General features: G+C 35.1%; 22 protein-coding genes. 19 read left to right on the top strand and 3 right to left on the bottom strand.

Annotated elements, in window-relative coordinates:
• The first annotated feature begins 57 nt into the window (after window positions 1-57).
• The 12 genes from ACTCAF_RS05850 (at window position 58) to ACTCAF_RS05795 (ending at window position 10,377) form a co-directional block, all read left to right on the top strand.
• The gene (locus ACTCAF_RS05850; RefSeq protein ID WP_463062356.1) at window positions 58-693 is read left to right on the top strand and encodes an energy transducer TonB; all 636 of its coding nucleotides are present in this window, start codon (window positions 58-60) and stop codon (window positions 691-693) included.
• Window positions 693-1,412: a cobamide remodeling phosphodiesterase CbiR gene (cbiR, locus tag ACTCAF_RS05845; protein ID WP_463062355.1), complete on the top strand. Its 720-nt coding sequence runs from the start codon at window positions 693-695 to the stop codon at window positions 1,410-1,412. Before ACTCAF_RS05850 ends, cbiR begins: the two co-directional genes overlap by 1 nt.
• A complete protein-coding gene (locus tag ACTCAF_RS05840) occupies window positions 1,384-1,884 on the top strand; it encodes a bifunctional adenosylcobinamide kinase/adenosylcobinamide-phosphate guanylyltransferase (RefSeq protein ID WP_463062354.1) in 501 nt (166 codons plus the stop codon). The genes cbiR and ACTCAF_RS05840 overlap by 29 nt, the downstream gene beginning before the upstream one ends.
• Window positions 1,885-1,902: 18 nt before the next feature.
• Window positions 1,903-2,139 carry a cysteine-rich small domain-containing protein gene (locus ACTCAF_RS05835; protein WP_463062353.1) on the top strand — a complete coding sequence of 79 codons (237 nt, stop codon included), beginning with the start codon at window positions 1,903-1,905 and terminating at the stop codon, window positions 2,137-2,139.
• Window positions 2,140-2,142: 3 nt separating this feature from the next.
• Window positions 2,143-3,201, top strand: coding sequence for a nicotinate-nucleotide--dimethylbenzimidazole phosphoribosyltransferase (gene cobT / locus ACTCAF_RS05830; protein ID WP_463062352.1), 1,059 nt, complete (start codon window positions 2,143-2,145; stop codon window positions 3,199-3,201).
• Complete coding sequence (gene cobS, locus ACTCAF_RS05825; RefSeq protein WP_463062351.1) at window positions 3,198-3,887, top strand: adenosylcobinamide-GDP ribazoletransferase; 690 nt, start codon at window positions 3,198-3,200, stop codon at window positions 3,885-3,887. Before cobT ends, cobS begins: the two co-directional genes overlap by 4 nt.
• A 128-nt stretch (window positions 3,888-4,015) precedes the next feature.
• On the top strand, window positions 4,016-5,710 hold the full coding sequence (gene ilvB, locus ACTCAF_RS05820) for a biosynthetic-type acetolactate synthase large subunit (protein ID WP_463062350.1): 1,695 nt from the start codon (window positions 4,016-4,018) through the stop codon (window positions 5,708-5,710).
• Window positions 5,711-5,714: 4 nt separating this feature from the next.
• Window positions 5,715-6,239 carry an acetolactate synthase small subunit gene (gene ilvN, locus ACTCAF_RS05815; RefSeq protein ID WP_463062349.1) on the top strand — a complete coding sequence of 175 codons (525 nt, stop codon included), beginning with the start codon at window positions 5,715-5,717 and terminating at the stop codon, window positions 6,237-6,239.
• On the top strand, window positions 6,240-7,256 hold the full coding sequence (ilvC, locus tag ACTCAF_RS05810; protein ID WP_463062348.1) for a ketol-acid reductoisomerase: 1,017 nt from the start codon (window positions 6,240-6,242) through the stop codon (window positions 7,254-7,256).
• A 107-nt stretch (window positions 7,257-7,363) separates the two neighbouring features.
• Window positions 7,364-7,999, top strand: coding sequence for a phosphatidylserine decarboxylase family protein (locus ACTCAF_RS05805; protein WP_463062347.1), 636 nt, complete (start codon window positions 7,364-7,366; stop codon window positions 7,997-7,999).
• On the top strand, window positions 8,000-8,734 hold the full coding sequence (gene pssA / locus ACTCAF_RS05800) for a CDP-diacylglycerol--serine O-phosphatidyltransferase (RefSeq protein WP_463062346.1): 735 nt from the start codon (window positions 8,000-8,002) through the stop codon (window positions 8,732-8,734).
• Window positions 8,735-8,826: 92 nt separating this feature from the next.
• A complete protein-coding gene (locus ACTCAF_RS05795; protein WP_463062345.1) occupies window positions 8,827-10,377 on the top strand; it encodes a 2-isopropylmalate synthase in 1,551 nt (516 codons plus the stop codon).
• Window positions 10,378-10,406: 29 nt separating this feature from the next.
• Here the strand turns inward: ACTCAF_RS05795 and ACTCAF_RS05790 are convergent, their stop codons facing one another.
• Genes ACTCAF_RS05790 through ACTCAF_RS05780 form a run of 3 tightly spaced genes read right to left on the bottom strand, consistent with a single transcriptional unit; the run spans window position 10,407 to window position 12,654 of the window.
• Window positions 10,407-11,015 (bottom strand): DUF2860 family protein, encoded by a 609-nt coding sequence (locus ACTCAF_RS05790; protein ID WP_463062366.1) that lies wholly within the window; start codon window positions 11,013-11,015, stop codon window positions 10,407-10,409.
• A gap of 8 nt (window positions 11,016-11,023) precedes the next feature.
• Window positions 11,024-11,323: a hypothetical protein gene (locus ACTCAF_RS05785; RefSeq protein ID WP_463062344.1), complete on the bottom strand. Its 300-nt coding sequence runs from the start codon at window positions 11,321-11,323 to the stop codon at window positions 11,024-11,026.
• Window positions 11,320-12,654, bottom strand: coding sequence for a deoxyribodipyrimidine photo-lyase (locus ACTCAF_RS05780; protein ID WP_463062343.1), 1,335 nt, complete (start codon window positions 12,652-12,654; stop codon window positions 11,320-11,322). The genes ACTCAF_RS05785 and ACTCAF_RS05780 overlap by 4 nt, the downstream gene beginning before the upstream one ends.
• Window positions 12,655-12,830: 176 nt before the next feature.
• On the opposite strand from ACTCAF_RS05780, the gene mraZ reads away from it, so the two are divergent.
• Genes mraZ through mraY form a run of 7 tightly spaced genes read left to right on the top strand, consistent with a single transcriptional unit; the run spans window position 12,831 to window position 20,029 of the window.
• Complete coding sequence (mraZ, locus tag ACTCAF_RS05775; protein ID WP_463062342.1) at window positions 12,831-13,295, top strand: division/cell wall cluster transcriptional repressor MraZ; 465 nt, start codon at window positions 12,831-12,833, stop codon at window positions 13,293-13,295.
• A 10-nt stretch (window positions 13,296-13,305) separates the two neighbouring features.
• Window positions 13,306-14,229 (top strand): 16S rRNA (cytosine(1402)-N(4))-methyltransferase RsmH, encoded by a 924-nt coding sequence (gene rsmH, locus ACTCAF_RS05770; protein WP_463062341.1) that lies wholly within the window; start codon window positions 13,306-13,308, stop codon window positions 14,227-14,229.
• The gene (locus tag ACTCAF_RS05765) at window positions 14,226-14,522 is read left to right on the top strand and encodes a hypothetical protein (protein WP_463062340.1); all 297 of its coding nucleotides are present in this window, start codon (window positions 14,226-14,228) and stop codon (window positions 14,520-14,522) included. Before rsmH ends, ACTCAF_RS05765 begins: the two co-directional genes overlap by 4 nt.
• Complete coding sequence (locus tag ACTCAF_RS05760; RefSeq protein WP_463062339.1) at window positions 14,512-16,182, top strand: peptidoglycan D,D-transpeptidase FtsI family protein; 1,671 nt, start codon at window positions 14,512-14,514, stop codon at window positions 16,180-16,182. Before ACTCAF_RS05765 ends, ACTCAF_RS05760 begins: the two co-directional genes overlap by 11 nt.
• Window positions 16,160-17,605, top strand: a complete 1,446-nt coding sequence (locus ACTCAF_RS05755) for a UDP-N-acetylmuramoyl-L-alanyl-D-glutamate--2,6-diaminopimelate ligase (protein WP_463062338.1) — start codon at window positions 16,160-16,162, stop codon at window positions 17,603-17,605. The genes ACTCAF_RS05760 and ACTCAF_RS05755 overlap by 23 nt, the downstream gene beginning before the upstream one ends.
• Window positions 17,602-18,954: a UDP-N-acetylmuramoyl-tripeptide--D-alanyl-D-alanine ligase gene (locus tag ACTCAF_RS05750; RefSeq protein ID WP_463062337.1), complete on the top strand. Its 1,353-nt coding sequence runs from the start codon at window positions 17,602-17,604 to the stop codon at window positions 18,952-18,954. The genes ACTCAF_RS05755 and ACTCAF_RS05750 overlap by 4 nt, the downstream gene beginning before the upstream one ends.
• Entirely contained in the window at window positions 18,944-20,029 is a 1,086-nt protein-coding gene (gene mraY, locus ACTCAF_RS05745) for a phospho-N-acetylmuramoyl-pentapeptide-transferase (RefSeq protein ID WP_463062336.1), read from the top strand. The genes ACTCAF_RS05750 and mraY overlap by 11 nt, the downstream gene beginning before the upstream one ends.
• The last annotated feature ends 1 nt before the right edge of the window (window position 20,030 follow it).

Raw genomic sequence — 20,030 nt, 5'->3', positions numbered from 1 at the left:
TCATTAAAGGTAAATATGAATTTTAATAAGCAGTTATACAATCATAAATTATATAGCTTGGATATATTAACAGTTTCCAAAAAGAATCAAGTTGCACAACATCATGTTGAAACAGAAAAAATAAGCAAAAATATACACATAGAAAAACAGCCGCTCAAAAAAATAGAAAGGGTTAGACCTAAACCTTTTATAAAAAATAAAATTGCTGATATCCCCGATAAAGACAATATTCCTATCAAAAAAGTAAATGATGTTAAGATACAGTCAATAAATAAAGATATTTCAAATTCTGCAAAACCAACAGAAGGTTATACGTATACTATAACCAAAACTAATGTGCTTAAAAATGTAGAAAGTAAATTTAACGAGGTAGCTACTCAAGAGGATGTAGCAGAGAGTAATGATTTAGAGCCTGCATTTGATATAAAAAGCTATTCTAAATATATATTGTCAAAAATTAAAGAAAGGTTGGAATATCCTTTTCTAGCAAGACGAAGGGGGATTGAAGGTGATGTTGAGGTTATGATAACGGTTAGCAAATTAGGTAAACTGGAAAAATTAGAGATACTGAAATCTTCAGGTTATGAAATACTTGATAAAAATACATTGGACATGCAGGAAAAAATTACATTTGAGCAGCTTCCACCTGAAACAGTAAGTTTCCCATTAAAGATTTCATACAGGCTTCAATAATGAAGAAAGAGATTAAATCAATAGGCACCACATCTTTTATTATTCATGACAGCAGGGTAGTGAATGTAAAATATTTACAAAATAAGGTTGATATTGTGCAACTTTTGTATCTTGACAGCTTCAATCATTACGATTTGCCGGATGAAACTGAGATTGAGCAATTGTTAGAAGCCAAACAAGAATTAAAATATTACATCCATATGCCTATTGATTTAGATTTGGGAAAAGAAGGGGATTGGGATAGATTAATATTTTTTGCCGAAAAGCTTTCCCTTTTAAAGCCTGAGCAATTAATTGTACATCCCGTAAATAATAAGATATTTTTTGATTATTTGGAAAAATTTTTAGCAAAATTTCCTGCTACCCTGGTGGAGAATATCAATGATGTGAGTTTCTTTGATAAGATATCTTCAAAAGGTGCAGATATATGCTTTGATGTCGGACACGCAATATTGGAAGGTGTGGATATTAAGGCATTTATAAACACTTATGGAAGCTTTATTAAAGCTTATCATTTGCATGGGGTAAAAAATGGTAAGGATCATCTGTCTGTCAGATATCTGGATGAAAAAAAATTAAATTATCTGTTTGGTTTTGCCAGTGACAATAATGTTGATATAATTGTCGAAGTATTTGGTGAAAAGGATTTTTACGATTCTATTAATTATTTAAAGGAGTTTTTCAGAAAAAATGATTACATTTATCACAGGTGGGATTAAAAGCGGGAAAACAACTTATGGCCTTAGTTTAGGTAATAGCTTTGACTACAAAGCATATATAGCTACGGCCGAGCCGTTTGATGAAGAGATGCAGAGGAAGATATTACTGCATAAGCTTGAGAGAAAAGGGGAGTGGGAAACCATCGAAGAGCCTTTAAATCTAACTGGGGCTCTTGAAAAATGCAAACATTACGATTTTATTTTAATTGATTGTATTACTATTTGGATAAATAATCTTATCTTTTATAAAGAAAATGTATTAAAAGAGGTTGATAAATTAGTAGAGTATATAAATATTTCAAAATTTAAAAATCTGGCAATTGTTTCAAATGAAGTAGGGCTCGGGCTGATATCTGTGGATAAATTATCAAGGGAATATACCAATTTGTTGGGACTTGCAAATCAAAAAATTGCATCCATTAGCGATAAGGTAATATTAATGGTGTCAGGTTGCCCTTTATCCATAAAATAAGCGTGTTTGGAGGAGAGTGTGAGCTATAGATTTTTCAGTAATAAGGATTGTGAATATTATCCATGTCATAAAATACAAAACCAAAATTGCCTGTTTTGTTTTTGTCCATTGTATTTAATTGAGGATTGCGGCGGTGATTTTAAATTGATGAACAATATTAAAGATTGTTCCAAATGTATAAAAAATCATGATGAGAATAGTTACGACTTTGTCCTTGGCAGATTAAAAAAATATTTTGAATCAAGGGGGCGGTAAAATATGTTAAATGAAATATTAGATAATATATCAAGACCATCAGACAAATTTTTGCAATTAGCTAAAAACCGTACGGATAATTTGCTTATGCCTCACAAGGCAATGGGAAGACTGCACGATATTTCAGAGAAACTATGTGCTATTTATGAAACTTTAAAACCTGAAATCAAAAATGCAGCCGTGTTTGTAATGGCTGGTGATCATGGCGTTGTGGAAGAGGGTGTTTCACCATTTCCTCAAGAAGTTACGGGATTAATGTTTAATGCTTTTTTAAATGATATGGCAACCGTAAGTGTTTTGGGGAAAAGGGAGGGAATAAAAATTATATTAACTGATGTAGGTTCTAAATATGAAATAGAAAATCTTGATGGTGTCAAAAATGAATTTCTATCTAAAAAAGTTGTAAAGGGGACAAAAAATTTTACAAAGGAGCCTGCAATGACAAGACAGCAGGCGGTTGAATGTGTTGAGGCTGGAATCGATGTTACGTTGAAGTACATTAAGGAAAATCAGCTTGATATAGTATTGACTGGAGAAATGGGTATAGGAAACACAACCCCATCTGCAGCTATTGGTGCAGTGATTACCGGGAATTCAGTGGAGATGATGACAGGTAAGGGTGCCGGTTTGACTGCTGAAGGGGTTTTGAAAAAAATCGAGGTTATTAAAAAAGGGCTTAAATTGCATAATCCTAAGCCGGATGACGCTCTTGATGTTCTTGCAAAAGTAGGTGGTGCTGAGATAGGGGCGATTGCAGGGACGATACTGGCAGCAGCGTACAGTAAGATTCCTGTAATAATAGATGGTTTTATATCTACGGCAGGGGCGCTTGTTGCCTACAAATTAAATCCAATTGTAAAAGATTATATTTTTGCAGGTCACTGTTCAGAAGAGCCAGGTCATATAAAAATGCTTGAATATCTTGGGCTTGAGCCAATTTTAAATTTAAAAATGAGACTTGGAGAAGGCTCTGGTGCGGTATTGGCTTTGCCAATTATAAAGCAAGCGGCAAATTTGATTTCAAATGTGTTTACATTTGAAGAGGCCGGTATTCCAAAATGAAAGCATTTTTCACAGCGCTCTCATTTTTAACAATATTTAGGCTTAATTTGAAAGATTATGACAATGAAAATGCGCCTGCATATTTCCCCCTTGTTGGTTTTTTGATTGGGCTGACTGCATATTTTGTATTATCAGGTGATATTTATTTAAAAGAAATACTTGCGCTGATTACAATAATTGTTTTTACAGGAGCTTTACACTTGGATGGTCTTGCTGATACTGCCGATGCACTCTTTTCTCACAAAGATAAAATCAAAAAGCTTGAAATAATGAAAGATAGCAGAATTGGTACAATGGGAACGGTGACACTGATAATAGTGCTTATATTTAAACTAAATATTTTTGGAAATATTAGCCCTGGTACGATTCCCGTAGCAATGTTTTTTTCAAGGGCTATTGGTTCATATATAATTTCTAATTCTTCTTATGCAAGGGCTGAAGGTACAGGGTATTTTTTTAAATCTTATTCATTTAAGGAAAATTTATTGATTTTTTTATTAAGTTCACTTGTATTGTTTATATTTATAAACTTGAAGCAGTATATAATTTTAAGCATATTAAGTTTTATTTTGGCCAGGCTATTGATAAGAGTATTTAATTTTTTCTTTGGGGGTTGGACAGGGGACACTATTGGGGCAAGTATAGAATTTTCAGAAATAATTATCTTGTATCTCTTGAGTTTTTAGAAATTTTATAAATATTTTTCAAACTCTAAAAAATTGCTTGAAAATAGCCATTTAATGTGATAATCGTTTAAAAAAATTTAGTGTAGTTAAACATAATATTTTTTTAAATAATTTAAGGGGTAATAATTATGAGCAGGACAGGCGCAGAGGCATTGGTTGAATGCTTAAAAAAACAAAAAGTAGATGTGGTTTTTGGCTATCCTGGCGGTGTACTCCTTGGTATTTATGACACTTTGTTTGATGCGGATATCTTGCATGTGCTTCCACGACATGAGCAGGGTGGCGTCCATGCCGCAGATGGGTACGCAAGGGCGACAGGGAAGGTAGGTGTCTGTTTTGGTACAAGTGGTCCGGGGGCTACCAACCTTGTGACAGGTATTGCAAATGCATATATGGATTCTGTGCCGCTTGTAGCATTCACTGGTCAGGTACCAACTGCACTTATTGGTGGAGATGCTTTCCAGGAGGCTGATATAATTGGTATTACAAGACCAATTGTAAAGCATAGCTATCTTGTTCAGAATGTGGATGATTTACCTAAAATTATCAATGAGGCTTTTTATATAGCAAGCACAGGCAGACCTGGTCCTGTGGTCATAGATTTACCTAAGGATGTGGTTGCGAGCAAGACTAAGGCCAAGTGTAACGGCGAAATAAACTTGCCTGGATACAACCCAACATACGAAGGTCATCCGTTGCAGATAAAAAAGCTTTTAAAAGAGCTTTCTGAAGCCAAGAAACCAGTGATATATGCTGGCGGTGGGGTGATAATTAGTGGTGCAACTGATGAACTGGTCAAGCTTTCTGAACAATTAAGTATCCCAGTTGTGAATTCATTTCTGGGACTTGGAGGTTTTCCAAGTGCCCACGAAAACTATGTCGGCTGGCTTGGAATGCATGGAAATTATGCTTCAAATATGGCAATGACCGAAACCGATTTTATCCTTGCAATTGGTACAAGATTTTCAGATCGTTCTACAGGGAGACTTGACGGATTTGCACCAAATGCCAAAATTGCCCATATTGATATTGACCCTGCATCTATAAGTAAAATAGTAAAAATAGACATACCGATAGTTGGTGATTGCAAAAAGGTTCTTAATCAGATAAATCAGTATATTGATAAATTTAACTGGGATAAAAACAGGGAGCAAAGGAAAAGCTGGATAAAGCAGATAAAGGTCTGGAACACTGAAAGACCGTTTAGTTATAAAAAGTCTGATAAAGTTATAAAACCGCAGTTTGTGGTGGAAGAAATTTGCAGACTTACTGACGGTGAAGCCATTATTGCCACAGAAGTCGGACAGAATCAGATGTGGGCAGGTCAGTTTTACAAATTTAAGCATCCAAGACAATTTATAAGCTCCGGTGGACTTGGAACGATGGGGTTTGGATTTCCTGCAGCAATCGGAGCAAAACTTGGTAGACCAGATAAACAGGTCTTTGATATAGCGGGTGATGGAAGCTTTTTGATGAATATGCAGGAGATTTGTACTGCGGTACAGTATAGAGTTGGTGTAAAAGTGGCTATTTTGAACAATAAATTCCTGGGTATGATAAGGCAATGGCAGCATTTGTTTTTCAATAAGAGATATTCTTATTCATGTCTTGAGTGTCAACCTGATTTTATAAAATTGGCAGAAGCTTATGGCTGTGTGGGGCTTAGGGCTGAAAAACCTTCTGAGGTGGCTGATGTGATAAGTGAGTCCCTTAAAATAGATGATAAGCCTGTATTGATGGATTTTAGGGTTGACAGGGAAGAAAATGTTTATCCAATGGTTGCAGCAGGTGCTGCACTGAATGAAATGATATTCGGGGAGTAATATCATGAGACATATAATTTCTGTTTTGGTTGAAAATCATTTTGGGGTATTGTCAAGGGTAGCAGGACTTTTTAGTGGAAGAGGGTACAATATTGAGAGTCTGTCAGTGGGGGTTACGGATGATCCTAAATATTCTATTATGACCATCGTAACTCATGGTGATGACAAGATTGTAGAACAGATAATCAAACAGTTGAGGAAGCTAATAAACACCATAAGAGTAAGGGATGTTACTCAGGTTGAACATATCGAAAGAGAAATGATGCTTGTAAAGGTGCATGCATCACCTAAATATAGGGCTGAAATATTTGGTATAGTTAATACTTTCAGAGGGAAAATAATCGATTTGACAAGTGAATCACTGGTAATTGAAATCACAGGGACTAAGGATAAAAATAAAGCTTTTATTGATGTGCTGGAAGTGTATGGTATTATTGAAGTTGTAAGAACAGGTAGTGTGGCAATTGCAAGAGGTAGCAAGTCAACAACGGAATTTACAAAACAAGATATAAAAAATCAGGAGGAATAGATGAAGGTCTATTATGAAAAAGATGCAAATCTCGAATTGATTAAAACCAAGAAAGTGGCTGTAGTAGGTTATGGAAGCCAGGGGTATGGGCATTCCAATAATTTGAAGGAAAGTGGTGTTGATGTGGTTGTGGCACTCAGGAAAGGGAGCCCTTCCTGGTCAAAGGTTGAAAGTGCAGGACTTAAAGCAATGGAAATCTCTGAGGCTGCAAAATGGGCAGATGTTATTATGATTCTTGCACCGGATGAGCACCAGGGAGATATTTATAGGGAATATATAGCGCCTAATCTTAAGGAAGGGGACTATCTTGCGTTTGCCCATGGATTTAATATCCATTTTAATCAGATTGTTCCACCTGAAAACGTAAATGTCGTTATGATTGCTCCAAAGGGGCCAGGACATCTTGTCAGGGCGGAATACCAGAAAGGGGGCGGTGTACCTTGCCTTATTGCGGTATATCAGGATTATACAGGCGATTCAAGGGAGCTTGCTTTATCTTATGCCGCAGCAATTGGTGGAGCCAGGGCAGGTGTACTTGAAACAAGTTTTAAGGAAGAAACAGAAACGGATCTTTTTGGAGAGCAGGCTGTGCTTTGTGGAGGACTTACCCAGCTTATTAAGTATGGGTTTGAGACCCTTGTTGAGGCTGGGTATGCTCCAGAAATGGCTTATTTTGAATGTTTGCATGAAGTAAAGCTAATTGTGGACCTTCTTTATGAGGGGGGAATTTCCAACATGAGGTATTCGATTAGCAATACAGCCCAGTATGGTGATATGACAAGGGGCCCCAGGGTAATTGACCCTCAGGTAAAAGAAAATATGAGAGAAGTGTTAAACGAAATTCAGACAGGTGTTTTTGCCAAAGAATGGATGCTTGAGAATAAAGCAGGCAGACCTACATTTAACGCATTAACAAGAATGGATGAAGAACATGAAATAGAAATAGTTGGCCAGAGGCTAAGGTCAATGATGAGCTGGCTTGGTAAAAGCAAAATTGTAGATAAAACAAAAAATTAATTATAAAAGGGGGCTAAGCCCCCTGGCTTATTATTAATCTCAAAAAATGTACTTGCTTTTTTTTCAATACTTGTTAAATTACCAGCAAACAGTCTAAGGGGTGTAGTTTGATAGCAAAAGAGGGCTTTCCTTTTATTATTGTGGCTCTTGTAAGTTTTTTTGTGTTGCTTATTTTTCCGAAGTGGTTTCTGGTTTTATTAAGTTTAATGTGCTTTGTTTTCTTTTTGGTTTTTTTCAGAGACCCTGAAAGAACAGTTCCTCCTTTTGAAAATATAGCGGTGTCTGCTGCTGACGGAAAAGTTGTTGAGATAAAAGATGAACTGGTTGATGGAGTTACGTACAAAAAAGTCAGCGTATTTATGAATGTGTTTAATGTTCATGTAAATAGAATGCCTGTAACAGGAACTGTTGTTAAGGTTGAACATAGACCTGGTAAATTTCTTGCTGCTGATAAACCTGAAAGTTCAATTGAAAATGAGCAGAATCTCATATATGTTGAGTCAAAATATGGTAATATGATATTCAAACAGGTTGCAGGGCTTGTTGCAAGGAGAACTGTTTGCTATGCAAAAGAAAATGAAATGTTGCAAATTGGAGACAGGCTTGGTATAATCAAATTCTCTTCAAGGGTTGATCACTATTTTCCTGAAGGCACTTTTATAGCAGTTGGTCTCAATGACCATGTGAAAGCCGGGGAAACGGTGATAGCAAGATTTGAAGATAAAGAGCAAGAGGTGAGGTAGTTGTTCGAAAAAAAATGTATTTTGCCCAACTTTTTAACAGTTATGGGGATGTTTTGCGGGTTTTACTCTATTGTTGCATCAATCAAGGGTGATTATTTGGCGGCTTCCTATGCTATACTGGCTGCTTTTATTTTTGATGGTCTTGATGGAAAGGTTGCAAGAGCGTTGAATGCTACAAGCAAATTTGGTGTGCAATTGGACTCATTAAGTGATTTGGTTTCTTTTGGAGTTGCACCGGCAGTTTTGGTTTATATGTGGCTTTTGATACCTTATGGGAGGCTCGGGTGGATGGCGGCGTTTTTATTCGTTGCGTGTGGTGCTCTTAGGCTTGCAAGGTTCAATGTGCAAGTTGGAGAGGTTGATTCCAAATTTTTTGTAGGTTTGCCAATACCTTCAGCCGCTGGAATAATTGCTACAAGCGTTCTTTTTGTAAAAGACGTTTTTGGTAATCCGACCGATTTCTCTATCCCTGTTACTTATGTATTTTTAATATATTTGCTTGCTTTTTTAATGGTTAGCTCGCTTCCTTATTATAGTTTTAAGAAAATTGACAGCCTCAGCAAACGTCCTTTTAATATTATGGTGATGTTTGTGCTGTTTATATTTATAATTGGCATGTATCCTGAAATATTTCTGTTTTTGTTTTTTTTAGGTTATGTTTTTTCAGGGCTACTACTTGGTCTACTACGTTATAAGAAAAAAATGCCCGTGGAGGAGCATATTGAAGAGGTATAACTCTTCTTTACCAGGCTGACAAAAGCCCTACCTCCTACGGGGGTAGGGCTTTTTTTTTAGATTTTTAAATAAAAATGACAGGAGGAAGTCAAATGAGAAAGATTGTAGTTTTTGACACAACATTGAGAGATGGAGAACAGGCACCCGGTTTCAGTATGAACATTGATGAAAAAATTAAAATGGCATTGCAACTTGAGAGGCTGGGGGTCGATGTCATTGAAGCCGGTTTTCCTATTTCATCCCCGGGGGATTTTGAGGCTGTAAAAAGAGTTGCTGAAACAGTAAAAAAACCTTCAGTAGCAGGACTTTGTAGGGCAAATAAGAAGGATATCGAAGTAGGTTATGAAGCATTAAAAAACGCTGTAAGGCCAAGAATTCATACTTTTATAGCTACTTCAGATATCCATATGCAATATAAATTAAAGAAAACTCCTGAAGAAGTACTTGAAATTGCTATTGATGCAGTAAAATATGCGAGAAACTTGTGTGAAGATGTTGAATTCAGTGCAGAGGATGCGACAAGGACAAATCTTGACTTTTTGTGTAAAGTTGTTGAAAAGGTTATAAAAGCGGGGGCAAAAACGATAAATATTCCTGACACGGTTGGTTATACTGTCCCTATGGAGTTTGAAAAGATTATATATACAATTATGAATAAAGTTCCAAATGTTGACAAAGCCGTCATAAGTGTTCACTGCCATAATGACCTTGGGCTTGCAGTTGCAAATTCACTGGCTGCAATTAAGGCAGGGGCATCTCAGGTTGAGTGCACAATAAATGGAATTGGGGAAAGAGCCGGGAATGCTTCCTTAGAAGAGGTTATAATGGCAATGTATGTGAGGAAAGACATTTTTAATGATGTCCAAAATGGTATAAATACGCATGAAATTTACAGGTCCAGCAGATTGCTTACTTCGATAACAGGGGTAGAGGTTCAGCCAAACAAGGCAATTATAGGAAAGAATGCATTTGCCCATGAAGCGGGTATCCATCAGGATGGAGTTTTAAAGGAAAGGACTACTTATGAAATTATGACTCCTGAAAGTGTTGGGTTTCCATCAAACAAACTGGTGCTTGGCAAGCATTCAGGAAGACATGCGTTAATTAAAAGAATTCAGGAGCTTGGTTATGATGTAGAAAAGATTGATATAGAAAAAGTCTATAATAAATTCAAGGTATTGGCAGACAAAAAGAAAGAAGTGTACGATGAGGATATAGAAATTATTGTTGACAATCAATCAAGCTCTACAAAGGAAACTTTTACTCTGGAGTATATCAATATAGTTAGTGGTAATACCGCTGTTCCCACAGCTACTGTCCAGCTTATGGATGCAAAGGGTAATATAAATATGGATGCATCAACAGGGGATGGTCCTGTTGATGCAAGTTTTAAAGCAATTGAAAGGATTTCAGGTGTTCAGGGGAGATTGAAAAAATACAGAATTAATGCCGTAACTGCCGGTAAGGATGCGCAGGGAGAGGTGGTTGTAAGTGTTGTTTTTGAGGACTCAGGTTTTGAAGTCACAGGTAGAGGTTATTCAACTGATGTGGTTGAAGCCAGTGCAAGGGCTTATCTTAACGCTTTAAACAGATATCTTAACAGAAAAAATCTTGTCAAAAAAGAGGTTGAAGGTAAAATATGAGGTGTGCCGGTTTTCCGGCGCCTCAAATTTTAGAATTTGTATCCCACTATAAAGCCTGCAAACAATTTCTCTTCTCTGTAAAATGCAATATTTGAGAATTTGTTTGAAATTCCTGATAGTAAAGTGGCGTATATGTTTTTTGAGTTAAACAGATTGTTAAAGTTAAGGATTAAAAAAGCTGATGAAGTTTTTTCTTGTCTGCGTTTATCAAAAATATGGTCATTTTCGTTAAAGTATTTATCAATGTATTTCAATTTGAAAATAGCCGTAATTTTTTTGGAGAAGTATAAGGTGGACAGGCCCGCTGAATATCCGTAATAGCTGTTGCTTTTGCCTTTAGCAGAAGATGCCAAAAATGAAACCTCAGGGTCAAAAACAAGTCCTCTTTTTTTTGTTTTGATTTTGTATCCAAATGTAAAATCTTTGAAAATTGCATCCCTTTTTAAGTCTTTGTATTCAATTTTATCTTTCCGTACATCTGAGTACTTGAGGGAATATTTAAATATAAGATTTGAACTATTTATATCATCTAATTCAAGTTTTAAACCGTATGTGTTGATATTTGTTTCACTGCGTTCATAATTTAATTTGTAAGGGTCTTCCCATGTCTTTGATAAGGGGTCTATGAATAAACTAATTTTATATTTTAAAAATTTTTAATCTTAGAGCTGTATTTTAAAAATAGCCCTTTTAGTTCATCTGTAAAACCAAATCCACCCTTAACAGAACCATTTTTTAATATTTTGGAAGAAACAATTTCGCCAATCATTGCTGAGCTATAATGAGTTTTGTCGGGTTCTTTATAACTGTGAATGGTTTTGCTGCTATTTATGTCAAAGTTACTTTTAGAAGATGCGAAAATAGAGCCAATCCCAATTTTTGTGTCCCCATATGAATAACAGGTATACATAAATATGATTATTGTAATTATAGCTAAACTTTTCATTTTATGCTCCACATTTTATAATATTTTTCAATGTCAAACTTTCTTTTAAGACCATTTTCTGACATATATCTGATTTTTCCGAATATATCCCTTTCAATAAAAGGTCTGTCGTGCATACCAAAGCACCACATTATCCCGGCATAGCTATTGGGGTCTCTGCCATCAATTGCGTATTTATTATTTAGATAAGCCATAATGTTGTAGGCTTCTTTATAGTCATTACTCCATTCAATAATCTTTTTGCCCCAGTACATTCTCATGTAATTATGTATTTTTCCTGTTTTTAAAAGCTCTTTTTGAGCCGCATTCCAATAAATGTCATGGGTATTTGCCTGTTCAAAATCTTTAAGTTTGTATAAATATTTTTTTTCATCCTGTTTGTGGTCAAATAGTGTATCTTTAGCCCATTTTGGAAGATATTTGCTTAGATTATTAGTAGTATCCGAATAAAATGTAAAATTATGCGCCAACTCTCTTCTTATAACTATTTGTTCTAAAAATGCCTCGTAGTTTTCGAAATCATCATGTGGCAAAGTTTTTAAAACTTTAATTGGCGAAATGTGCCCAAAGTGCAGGAATGGGGATAAATTGGATTCCACATTTGAGCATGGGTCATTTCTTTGTAGCGCATATCTCTTAAATCCAGTTTGAATAAAATATTCAAGGGTATTTTCGGCGTTTTTTTCTCCCCCTTTGATATTTATCGGTGAAACATATTCAACACTTTTAAGCAAACTATCTGTATCATTAATATCAAAATCTATAATCTGCTCTACATATGCATTTTTATAATCGTTCATAGAAAAATCACTGATATAATTTTCATATAATCTTTTAATCTTTGGTCTTATTGTGTAACCACCATACTCCATTTTGCTGGATGCAATTTCAACCGGCACAACAAGATTTGTATCTACTTCATATGAATTAAGATTAAGTTTTTTAAAGATATCTATTTTTATATTTTTAAGGTTAGGCAGATATGATTTATCAGTAACTAATGTATGAATATTGGTTTTATACTCACTCAGTACACTCTCAAAGCGCCCTTTTCTTAAATGGAGAGAAATTTTTCTGTTTTTAAGAGTATTGCTGATATCGTTTAAACCTTCTAAAAAAAACTTAAAACTTCTATAATTTGCTTCAGGATAGTCAAGATTTAATATGACAAGCACAATCAAAGGCAAATTATATAAATTTGACAAATAGATGGAAAATTCAAGTGAATGATTGTAATTGCACCTAAAAGCTCCCTGCATCCAGTAAAGTATATATTTGCCCTTGTTTTCAGCTTTATGTGTTTGCTTTATTCTTCCTTCAAGTATATTCATATCAACTCTTTCTTCCCCTTTAATTATACAGTGAGTACATGATAATGCAAATTTATTTTTATGATAGTCTAAAACGATACTTTTTTAGGTACTCTACAATAAATATTTCCCTTGACAGTAAATGCGGTATATGTGTATTATTTGTCATATAATGTCATTTATTGGTATAAAATGTTATGAAAATATTAGGCAGTTTTAAAGGCAAAAGCTTGCATACCATCAATGAAACAGGGAGGGTTAGTATTCCGTCCAAATTCAGGGATATACTCAAATCCAAGTATAATGATGAGTCTTTGATACTTGTTTCGCTTGGCAGCCATATAGTGGCATACCCTGTTTATGAATGGTCAAAGCTTGAGGATGCCTGGGAAAAAGAGCCTCCTACAGACCCAAAGGTAAAAAAATTTATAAAGTATCTTTATTCCACAGCAGAGGATTGCACAATAGATAAGCAGGGTAGGGTATTGATACCAAATATATTGAGAGAAAAGACAGGTCTTGCTTCTGAATGTGTGATAGTAGGGGTAAGAAATAAAATAGAAATTTGGCCGAAAGAAAAATGGGAGGCAGAGTTTGAACATGTTGATGTAGAGGATATGTTCAACACAATTTCAGAGCAGTTTCCGGAAATTAACTTATAGCAGGTGACAAATGCATAAGCCTGTAATGCCTAAAGAACTGATTGATTTTCTTGCTCCGGTATATGGTGGTGTCTATGTTGATTGTACCGGTGGTGGCGGTGGACATGCACAACTGGTTCTTGAAAGAATAGGGGAAACAGGTAAGCTTTTGATTTTTGATAGAGATCAGGATGCAGTTGATAGATTGAAATCCAAATTCGATAAACCAAATGTAGTAATTATAAATAAAAATTTTTCTGAAGTTGAATCAGTACTGGCTGAGCTTGGCATTGATAAAGTTGATGGTCTTTATGCGGATTTTGGGACATCAAGTTTTCAATTAAATGACGCTCAAAGGGGTTTTTCTTTTATACGTAACGGTCCCCTTGATATGAGAATGGACAAAAGTTTTGATATGGATGCTTACACGGTTGTCAATACATTTCCAGAGGAGACAATAGCAAATATTCTTAAAAAATACGGAGAAGAACAATTTGCAAAGAGGATTGCATCAAAAATTGTTCAAAAAAGGGGCATTTCAAAAATTTCAACTACCAAGGAGCTTGCTGATATTGTATTTGATGCAGTTCCGAAAAAGTTCCACAAGCCAGGCGTTCATCCAGCCACAAAGACATTTCAGGCCCTCAGGATTTTTATAAATAAAGAGCTTGAGTCGATAGAGTCTCTTTTAAGGTCAATTGAAAAGATAATAAAAAAGGGAGGGAGAGTAGTGTTTATTTCCTTCCACTCATTGGAAGACAGACTTGTAAAGGATTTTCTTACATTTTACGCAAAAGATTGCATTTGTGAAATAAAAACACCTGTATGTAATTGCAAAAAAGTACAAACATTCAAAATCTTGACAAAAAAGCCTGTAACCCCTTCAGAAGAAGAACTCCAGAATAACAGACTTAGTAGAAGTGCAAAATTAAGGGCTGCGGAGAAGATAGTATGAAGGCAATTATTGCGGGGATCAAGTCAATTGAAATAAGTATAAACAAAGTTTTTTTTGTGAAGCTTTTTATAATTGCTGCAATTAGTGTCGCTATTATAGCGGTAAAAATTTCAAGTATCAAAACCGGTTATCAGATTAGCAAAATAAGTTCAAGGCTTAAAGAAGCAAGGATAAGATACGAGAGTTTGAAAAGACAAGAATATAAGATTACCGATGTATATCTTTTAACAGAAAAAGCTGATGATATGGGGCTTAAACTTATGGATGCCGGGCGGACATTTTATGTTAAATGATTATTTTAAAGCAACTTTTATAGCAGGTGCTTTGACAGTTTGTATATTAGGTATTGTTCTCAAACTTTTTTACCTGCAAGTTGTAAAACACGATTTTTATGAGGATATGGCAAAAAACCAGTCTTCTGTTACAGTAACATTGGATAAAAATAGAGGTATGATTTTCGACAGGAATGCAAAAGTTTTGGCAACAAATGTTTATACTGCATCAGTTTATGTTGATGCTTCAAAGATAAAAAATCCTAAGAATTTTATATATGTTTTGAGTGTCAACGGTGTAAATCTTTCAAACAGGGTAAAAGAAAAAATTTTGAAAAAAGATCGTTTTGTATGGATTGACAGAGGCCTTGATGTAGAAAGTGCAAGGAAGCTTACTCGTCTTGATGAAAATTTGCAGCTAATTTACCAGGAAAGAAGATTTTATCCGGAAGGGGATACTGCTTCAAAAATAGTTGGGTTTACAGGGATTGATAATCAGGGGCTTGAAGGTGTCGAAACATTTTTTGAAAAAACTCTCAAAGGGGAAAAAGTCAATGTGGCTGTTTTGAGAGACAGCAGAGGTAACACAATGACTTTTGAAGACAAGATAATGAAAACCAGCCCGGATAAAAATATCTATCTGTCTTTAGATGTGGATTTACAAAAGGTTGTAAGTGGAATCTTATATAATGATTTGAAAGAATTTGGGGCAAAAGGTGTACTTGCAGGTGCTATGGATATACAAACAGGTGAGATAATCTTCTCTACTTCACTGCCATCTTTTGATGCAAATAGCTTTGAAAATTACAAAAGGCAGCTATGGAAAGACCCTTTGTTTTATTATCTTTTTGAGCCTGGCTCGATATTTAAGGCTGTTACGTTTGCAGCCCTTTCTGATGCAGGAGTTTTGAAGTGGAATGAGAAGGTAAACTGTGAAAACGGTAAATATTATTATATGGGGCATACATTTAATGATGTGCATGAGTATAAGGAACTTAACTTATCCGAAGTATTTGCATTTTCAAGTAATATCGGGACTATAAAGCTTTCGGAAAAAATTACCTCCAGACAGTTTTATGATTATATCAAAAAATACGGTTTTGGAGATAGTTCAGGGGTAGTAGGATTCGCGGATGAAACCGGGCTTTTGAGAAATTACAAACAGTGGTCAGGGCTTTCAAGACCATCAATTTCAATTGGCCAGGAGGTTCTCGTAACACCCATTCAGATTTTAAGATTTTATGCTTCAATAGCTAATGGGGGTTATCTGATTACCCCAAGAGTGATAAAAGGTGTTTCGAAGGAAAGAAAAAAAATAATGAGTGATTATACAGCAAATTTACTGAAAGAACTTTTGATAAAGGTGGTTGAAGATGGAACCGGTCAAAATGCAAAGTCTTCAATTGTTAAGATTGCAGGAAAGACCGGTACGGCACAAAAATTTGACAAAGAGAGCAACTCCTATTCATATAGGGAATACAACGCGAGTTTTGTTGGCTTTTTTCCAGCCGAAAACCCTAAGTTTGTAATGATTGTTACTTATGATTCTCCTAAAAAATCAATTTACGGTGGGAGCACGGCTGCTTATACTTTCAGAAAATTGGCGGAGCAGATAGCAGTATTTTATAAATTAAATCTTAATCAAATGCTGGTGGAAGATGAGAATAAAAGAGCTTCTTGATAGTAAAGACATTATTGATATTTCTGATGAAAAGCTCCTTGATATTGATGTTGAAGATATCTCATTTGACCATAGAGCACTTAAAGAGAAATCTGTTTTTGTTGCAATGAAAGGAGAGACATTTGATTCACACAATGTAGTAAATGATGTTATTAAAAATGGGAAGGTGCTCACAATTATATCAGAAAAAAGGCTGCAAGGGGTTGCCCATATTTTGGTAAACGATTCAAAAAAAGTGTTTAATAATATGTGTATAAACTTCTTTGGAATAGATTTCAGTAAGCTTACAAAGGTAGGTATTACCGGTACAAACGGTAAGACGACAACAAGCTATCTTGTTGAAAGCATTTTACTGTCTGCAGGTAAAAAAGTAATAAGGCTTGGAACAGTTGAATACAATATATACGGTGAAAAAATTATTGCCAATAATACGACTCCGGGAATGTATGAAATATGTAGAATGATCAGTGAAGGGTTGAAAAAGGGCGCTGATAGCCTTGTAATGGAGGTCTCATCACATGCTCTCAAGCAAAACAGAATTTTGGGGATACCATTTGATGTGACAGCTTTTACAAACCTTACCGGGGATCATCTTGATTATCATAAAGATATACAAGATTACTATAATTCAAAAAAGATGCTTTTTACGGAAAAATACACTGACAGATGCGTGGTTAATATAGAGCATGAATATGGGAAAAGGCTTTTTGAAGAAATAAAACTTGATAAGTTATCTTATTCGCTTTCCAGAGGCAGTGATATTATACCTTTGAATGTGGAATACTCTCTTAACGGCATTAAATGTGATTTGTCAATAAAAGAAGATATCTATCAAATAGATGCAAATCTTGTAGGCCAACACAATCTTGAAAATATCTTATGTGCTTCAGGGGTAGCTTTTGCGCTTGGCCTTGATAGAGGATTTATTGAAACAGGGATTAATAATCTTAAAAATGTCCCGGGCAGGCTTGAAAAATTTGAACATAAAGGTGTTTTTTACTTTGTGGATTACGCTCATACAGATGATGCACTGCTAAATGTTTTAAAGGCGCTACAACCTTATAAGAAAAATAGAATTATTACTGTATTTGGTTGTGGCGGCGACAGAGACAGGACTAAAAGGCCAAGAATGGCAAAGGTTTCTCAAAGTTATTCTGACATAACAATCGTTACAAGTGATAATCCGAGGACAGAATCACCTGAGAAAATTATTGATGATATTTTAGAAGGTTTTAGTAGCATGGAAAATGTCATTGTTATTCCGGACAGAAGAGAGGCGATATTGCACTCAATATCAATAGCCTTAAACGGGGATATAGTTTTGATAGCAGGTAAAGGTCATGAAGATTACCAGATTATCGAAAAAGAAAAGATTCATTTTGATGACCGGGAAGAGCTTTTAAAAGGGTTTAAAAATATATGAAAAAATTTGATATAGCTTATTACCTTCAAAATTTTGTTGATATAAAAGTTGAGAATGAAATCTTCTTTGGCGGTGTCAGTATCGATTCGAGAAAAATTAAAGAAGGGGATATATTTATCGGCTTGAAAGGTGAAAATTTTGACGGAAATATGTTCGCTGATGATGCGATAAAAAAAGGTGCCTGTGTTGTGATTCTTGATAATGAGGAAGTGTATAATAGAATCGATTACAACAAGATACTGGTAAAAAACAGCTTAATGGCCTTAAAAGGGATAGGAAAGGCAAACCTCAATAGCTACAAGGGTAAAATTGTTTGTATTACTGGAAGTGCCGGGAAAACAACCACCAAAAAAATGGCAGGTGAGGTTTTGGGCAGTAAAAAAAGTGTATTTGTAGCTTATAAAAATTTTAATAATGAAATAGGTGTGTCTTTAAATGCGGCAAATATTGATACTCAAAGTGAATATGCTATTTTTGAAATAGGCACCAATAATCCTGGCGAAATTGAAGCACTATCCGGTTATTTGAATCCTGATATAGGAATAGTAACAAATGTAGGTAAATCACATATTGGAAGATTTAATAGTGTTGATGCAATCGGCACTGAAAAAGCAAGTATGCTTGAGTATGTTAAAGATTATGCAATTGTTTATGAAAATGTGGTACCTTTTATTAAAAATTACAAATGTAAGGTTATTGTTTATGGTTTTTCAAATAAATGTGATGCGAGAATTTTTGGCGAAAAACTGGTAAATAACAATATTAACTTTTCAATCAATTTCAGAGATAAAAAATATCAATTTGTGTTGAATCATTTTTATAATCACTTTGTGCAAAATCTTTGTGCAGCCGCAGTATTGGGCTTAAGTGAAGGGATATCTTATGAAAGTATTGCCGAGACAATATTAAACTTTTCTCCGGAAGAGCACAGAGGGGATGTCATAAAAATAGGGGACCTTACAGTAATTGATGATACATATAATTGCTCCTTCGAGTCCCTTTTGGAAGCATTGAGGAGCCTTGGGAATATTGAAAATGATTGTGGTAAATACGCGCTCATAGGCGAAATGGCAGAAATCGAAGGTTTTGAGGATGAGTTTTATAAACAAATAAATGAATTTGCCAAAAACAATAATAATATCAGATTTATGTTTTTCGGGGAAAAGTATGTAAACCTGCCTGCGTATGACAATACTGAAAGCTATTTAACAAAAGATGAAGTGTTTAAAAAGCTGTCAGAGATGAATAGCGGAGTTTTGCTTATTAAGGCTTCAAGGAGCAAAAGGTTTGAAGAGTTTGTTGAGTTTATAAAGGGTAGAAGTCAGGAGATGGGAAAAAATGCTGTATAACTTACTTTATCCATTATCAGAATATTTTATTGTGTTTAATGTGTTTAAGTATATTACCTTTCGTACAGTCTATGCCATAATTACTTCCTTGATTCTAAGTTTATATTTAGGTCCTATTGTAATAGAAAAACTTAAAAATTTACAACTTTCCCAGAAGGCAAAAGGTTATGAGCCTGAAAGGCATAAGGCAAAAGAAGGCACCCCGACAATGGGCGGTATCTTTATAATTATTTCTGCTGCAATATCAACGATTTTATGGGCTGATTTGAAGAATTTATATATCTGGATAGCACTTTTTGCCTTCATTTGTACAGGGATGATAGGGTTTTATGACGACTATATCAAGACCGTAAAAAAGAATCCTGAAGGGATAACACCTAAAGCTAAATTTGTTCTCCAGCTGTTAGTTGCGGTAATTGTTTCAATTTCTGTTATATTTGCAAGCAAAGGCGATTTTTCAACAAAACTGGCGTTTCCATTTTTTAAAAATCTTATAATAGACTTATCATATTTTTATATTGTTCTATCAGTTTTTATAATTGTTGGTACATCAAATGCGGTAAATCTCACCGATGGACTCGATGGTCTTGCGGTGATGCCAAGTGTTATCTCTTTTGGGACATTTATAATTTTTGCATATGTAGCTGGGAATATAAAAATAGCAAACTATTTGCAGATTTTTTACGTACCTGGCTCAGGTGAATTGTCAATTTTTTGTGGGAGCCTTGTGGGTGCTGGACTTGGGTTTTTGTGGTTCAATGCATATCCAGCATCTGTATTTATGGGTGATGTGGGTAGTTTGTCACTTGGGGCGGCTCTTGGGACAGTGGCAGTCATTGTAAAACAGGAAATTGTACTTGCTATTGTTGGAGGATTATTTGTTTTGGAAACGATTTCAGTAATTCTTCAGGTTGGATTTTTTAAGGCAACAAAAGGGAAAAGACTGTTTAGAATGGCACCTATTCATCACCATTTTGAACTGAAAGGATGGCAGGAGCCCAAAATTATTGTGAGATTCTGGATTGCTTCATTTGTTCTCGCGTTGCTTGCTTTAAGTACTCTAAAATTAAGGTAAT

This window comes from Deferrivibrio sp. (assembly GCF_055117995.1).
The sequence above is the reverse complement of the archived record's forward strand: the minus strand, read 5'-3'. Positions and strand labels throughout refer to the sequence as shown.